Source organism: Mesorhizobium sp. M7A.F.Ca.CA.001.10.2.1 (assembly GCF_003998575.1).
Taxonomy (GTDB): Bacteria; Pseudomonadota; Alphaproteobacteria; order Rhizobiales; family Rhizobiaceae; genus Mesorhizobium.
The window spans coordinates 1-4,509 of record NZ_RZQY01000498.1; the positions used below are offsets into that span (position 1 = coordinate 1).

Annotated in this window: 4 protein-coding genes; 2 read left to right on the plus strand and 2 right to left on the minus strand. The window is 60.9% G+C overall.

Going from position 1 to position 4,509, the window contains the following annotated elements:
• Positions 1-330: 330 nt before the first annotated feature.
• Positions 331-852, minus strand: a complete 522-nt coding sequence (locus tag EN964_RS25715) for an AraC family transcriptional regulator (protein WP_127271838.1) — start codon at positions 850-852, stop codon at positions 331-333.
• A gap of 655 nt (positions 853-1,507) precedes the next feature.
• Complete coding sequence (locus EN964_RS25725) at positions 1,508-1,711, minus strand: hypothetical protein (protein WP_164749109.1); 204 nt, start codon at positions 1,709-1,711, stop codon at positions 1,508-1,510.
• Between the two features lie 304 nt (positions 1,712-2,015).
• Between EN964_RS25725 and EN964_RS25730 the strand changes: the two genes are divergently transcribed.
• Both EN964_RS25730 and EN964_RS25735 read left to right on the plus strand, forming a co-directional pair.
• A complete protein-coding gene (locus EN964_RS25730) occupies positions 2,016-3,479 on the plus strand; it encodes a phosphatidylserine/phosphatidylglycerophosphate/cardiolipin synthase family protein (RefSeq protein WP_127271959.1) in 1,464 nt (487 codons plus the stop codon).
• A gap of 110 nt (positions 3,480-3,589) precedes the next feature.
• On the plus strand, positions 3,590-4,438 hold the full coding sequence (locus EN964_RS25735) for an endonuclease/exonuclease/phosphatase family protein (RefSeq protein ID WP_127271470.1): 849 nt from the start codon (positions 3,590-3,592) through the stop codon (positions 4,436-4,438).
• Positions 4,439-4,509 lie beyond the last annotated feature (71 nt).

Below are 4,509 nucleotides of genomic sequence, written 5' to 3' on the forward strand. Positions count from 1 at the left end.
ATCCGTAGCACAGCCATCAGGCGGCGGCGAACCGAGCGGGAACTGACATCGGCCCCCGCGATCCAGTGCCCGGCGAAATGCGCCGCGCGACGCTGAACAAGAAGCGAGCCGTTCGAAATCTGGTTGTCGGTCATGGTTCCCTCTCCGCTGGCCGGCACGAAATGTCTGACAATTCCGTTCCACCGCAGGAAGACATGATTCCTGCCCGCGGTATTTCACGAAATTGCTGCCTTGTGAGAAAAGATCGGAGCAAACCTGCAGAGGTTAACGGCTTGTTACCTTAGCCAATGCTTTAAAACCAAGAAATAAAGCAACGACCTAAGCGCCACCTCATCTAACCTTGGCGTTAAGCTTGCCCACCCGCAGCTGCAGCGGCGTCACCTGGCGGTATTTCTTCATCACGGTGGTAAAATGGCTCTGGCTTGAAAATCCGCAGGAATGCGCGATGTCGGCGATCGTCATGCGGCTGTCGGCAAGCAGTCTTTCAGCCAAATCCAGCCGCAGCTCGAGGACATACTGGTGCGGCGGCACCCCGAACGTCCTCGAGAAAGCCCGCATGAAGTGGTACGGCGAAAGCTCGCAAACAGCGGCCATTTCGGCAAGCGCCAGCTTGCGGGTAAAGTTCTTGTCCAGAAATTCCTGCACGCGGCGTGTGCTGCGGACCGAAAGCCCGCCTTTCGCGTTGAGCGTCGGCCGTCGCAGATTGGTTCCGGAAGCCGGTCCGGGGAAACCATCATCACCCGGCATTTTTCGGCCTCCTGACACGTCCCAGATGAGGTTCAACCGGAGGCCTTCCTCCTCGTTCCCCCGAAAAACAATTCGTGATTGATCGAAGCCGGCCGGCATCGCCATTCATCGGATCGTTCCGGCCGGACGGCGAACGATGAATGTCTGCGAGACGGGATCGCGGACGGAGGGTATGACACTCCCCCGCGCGGTGGCCCTCCTGGGCCCGGCGCTTTCAGGAATTATGTCCAGGACAAATCGAGCTGTCCGTTCTCGATTGACGCCCCGGGAAACGCCGCTTTCCCGAGCATCGTCCGTATTTTTCATTGCCTGGCCTCAGCCGCTTGTCCGCCGCCTGAAATCCCCCTTAGCCCGACCCGGATCCAACGTAACGCACATGGCGCGGAGTGTGAATAACATCCGTACGCAAAGAAAAAATTTTGTTCGGGATAAGAAGACGGACCAGTCAACAAGGCAAGGACTGGACCATTTCGGAACCTTCGCCGGCGCATAGGCTGACGGAGCATCAAACGAAAAACCCGCCTGTTCGGCGGGTCACTGGCGCAAATCAGCACCATGCACAAATTTATACCTTAGCTGAGGTCACCGAGTCAAGAAAAAATTCCTATCGTGAAAGCTGCCAGCGCAAAAGTGCCAACACCGAGCCCGCTGCCGCGAGGCCTCTGGTTGGCCTGAGTTCGGAGCCCTGCTTCAGGTCTGGGTAATTCGACCAATTCAGCAGCCCTTCAAGGCAATGTAGAGCTACCCGATCGGCTGCCGGTCATTGCAGATCGTCGCGACGATTCTCGTACAAATCCCATGTAAGTTCCACAAACCCCAGAAGAACGTCCTCCTCGCTCCACCCGGCAGCGACCGCTGCCTGAACGATCTCACGGACGAGAGGCAGCAATTGGCGTTGGCATTCTGCCGACGTGTCGGCAACTGCGTCATCGCCGGGAGGTCCATCGAAGTTGAATTTCATCATTCAGCGCCCCCCTCGCCATCAATCAAAGTGTTTATATAACTAAATTCATTCCTCCTGATATACAATAGAGGTGGTACCAAAGCATAAGAGGCTTCGGTGGGCCTGGGAAGAACAGGACGATGCCAGGCTTTATGCTTCCCCTGGGTCAGGTTTGTCCTTCTGACAGGATCTATCGGGGTGCTTCAACCCATCGATCTCTGCGGCCGGTCGAACTCTTCAGCCAGGGCCGCATGCCACCATCCACCGAATGCACGGCACGAGCGGCTGCATTGCCTTCTGCAACCGCTCGCTGGATAGTCTCGGCATGTTGGCGACCCTGGCGACTCACTGGCCGCAAATTCTGGCGATCATCTCCGTGGTGATGGCGACGGTCGGCATCGTCCATGCCGTCATGACCAAGGAAGATGTCCGCGCCGCCACCGGCTGGGTCGGCGTGATGGTGCTGTCCCCGATCCTCGGCGTGCTGATCTATGCCGTCGCCGGCATCAACCGCATTCGCCGCGCCACGATCACCGCCCAGCGCCCGTTTGCCGATGGCGCGATGTCCGCCAAGCACGAGCGCGACGTCGCTGTCGAAGAGGCCCTGATCGTCGAGCGCTACGGGCAACGATTCACGGGCTTGCGGACATTGGGCGACAGGGTGGCGCGGCGCGCGCTCAATCCTGGAAATGCAATCGATGTGCTGGAGACCGGCGACGAGGCCTATGCCGCCATGTGCGCGGCCATCGATGGTGCCGAGCGCAGCGTCCTGCTCGAGACCTATATTTTCGACAATGACGCCGTCGGCCTGCTCTTCGTCCAGGCGCTTGCCGGCGCCGTCCACCGCGGCGTCACCGTCCGCGTGCTGATCGATGCCGTCGGCGCCCGCTACTCGGTGCCGAGCATCCTGGGGCATTTGCGCGAGGCCAACATCCCCGCCGATGTCTTCAACGGCAACATCGTCATGGGCCTGCGCCTGCCCTACGCCAATCTGAGGACCCACCGGAAGATCCTGGTGGTCGACGGCATCGCCGCCTTCACCGGGGGCATGAACATCCGAAAAGGCTTCTCCGCCGAATTCGCCGGCTCCAACAGCGCCAGGGACACGCATTTCCGGGTGACCGGTCCGATCGTCGCCGACCTCTTTTCGGTCGCCGCCGAGGACTGGCGCTTCGCCACCAACGAGGCGCTGAAAGGCGACGCCTGGCGCATCGCCCCGCTGGCGCCGTCGCCAGGCGCACCGATGATGGTGCGGGCGGTCGCTTCCGGCCCGGATGCCAGCAACGAGACCAACCACAAGCTGCTGATCGGTGCATTCTCGGTCGCCCGCAAGTCTATACGCGTGATGTCGCCCTATTTCCTGCCGGATCGGGAACTGATCAGCGCGCTGATCACCGCCGGCAGGCGCGGGGTCGAAATCGACATCGTGGTGCCGGCGGTGAACAATCTTTTCCTCGTCGACCGCGCGATGATGGCGCAGTTCGATCAGGTGCTCAAACACTATTGCCGTGTCTGGCGCACCGAGGGACCGTTCGACCATTCGAAGCTGCTTTCGATCGACGGCGTGTGGGCCTATGTCGGCTCTTCCAATCTAGACGCCCGATCGCTGCGGCTGAATTTCGAGATCGACCTGGAGGTGCTCGATGCCGGCTTTGCCAGCGAGATCGAGGCGCGGATCGGGTCGGCGATCGCCTCCGCCGTGCCGGTGACGCTGGAAGCTTTGCGAGCCCGGCCGTTTCTTATCAGGCTGTTCGACCGGGTATTGTGGCTCGGTTCACCCTATCTCTAAGGCGGAGGTGCGCTTGAGGAACTCGTCCGTCATGGAACATACGCGGAAATTGCCTATTTTCACTGTATCCGGCTTCTGAATTGATGCCAGCGAGGACGAGCAGCACAGAGATGCACAGAATTGGACGCAGCCTCCCGGCAAGCATGCTTCTGTCCCTTCGTGACCGCCGGATGCAGAAAGCGAATGCCGCCGCACTCAAGACGACAGCCACCACCGGCACGCTGGTTGCCTCCTACAATGTCCACAAATGCATCGGCGTCGACAGGAAATTCGACCCGGAACGGACCATCCGCGTCATCCGCGAAATCGATCCGGATCTCATCGCGCTGCAGGAAGCCGACAATCGCTTCGGCGACCGTAATGGGCTTCTCGACCTGCCCCGGCTCGAACGGGAAACCGGCCTGGTTCCGGTGCCGATTTCGGCCACAGGCAAGGGCCATGGCTGGCATGGCAACGTCTTGCTGTTCAAGAAGGGCGTCGTTCGCGACGTGCACCAGATCAAGCTTCCGGGACTGGAGCCGCGCGGCGCGGTGGTGGCGGAGATCGACCTCGATGGAAGCCAGACGCTGCGCATCATCGCCGCCCATCTCGGCCTGCTGCGCCGCTCGCGCTCCCAGCAGGCGCGCGTCGTGCTCGACCTGATGAACAGCCCGGACGAAAGACCGACCTTGCTGCTCGGCGACCTCAACGAATGGCGGCTTGGCAACCGCTCCGCTCTCAACACGCTGCATGCAACGTTCGGCCCGCAGCCGCCGGCGGTCCCCACCTTCCCGTCGAACCTGCCGCTGCTGGCGCTCGACCGGATCATGGCCAACAGGCACGGCATGATTGCCGCCATTAACGCGCATGACACGCCGCTTTCGCGCGTTGCCTCCGACCACCTGCCGCTGACGGCCTTCGTACGCCTGGAGCGTATCTCCGATAACGCCTTGATTTCTCCGGTGTCGCAAAGCGTGTAGATTTACGCTGGAACGCCCTGGCATGATCAGCTGACGAAATAGCGCTGCCACTCGAAGTCGGTGATGTGCGA

Bases quoted from the DNA above. Each gene is read 5' to 3' on its own strand.
- EN964_RS25715 (WP_127271838.1), bottom strand. From the start codon at position 852: ATGGCGATGCCGGCCGGCTTCGATCAATCACGAATTGTTTTTCGGGGG.
- EN964_RS25725 (WP_164749109.1), bottom strand. From the start codon at position 1,711: ATGATGAAATTCAACTTCGATGGACCTCCCGGCGATGACGCAGTTGCC.
- EN964_RS25730 (WP_127271959.1), top strand. From the start codon at position 2,016: ATGTTGGCGACCCTGGCGACTCACTGGCCGCAAATTCTGGCGATCATC.
- EN964_RS25735 (WP_127271470.1), top strand. From the start codon at position 3,590: ATGCACAGAATTGGACGCAGCCTCCCGGCAAGCATGCTTCTGTCCCTT.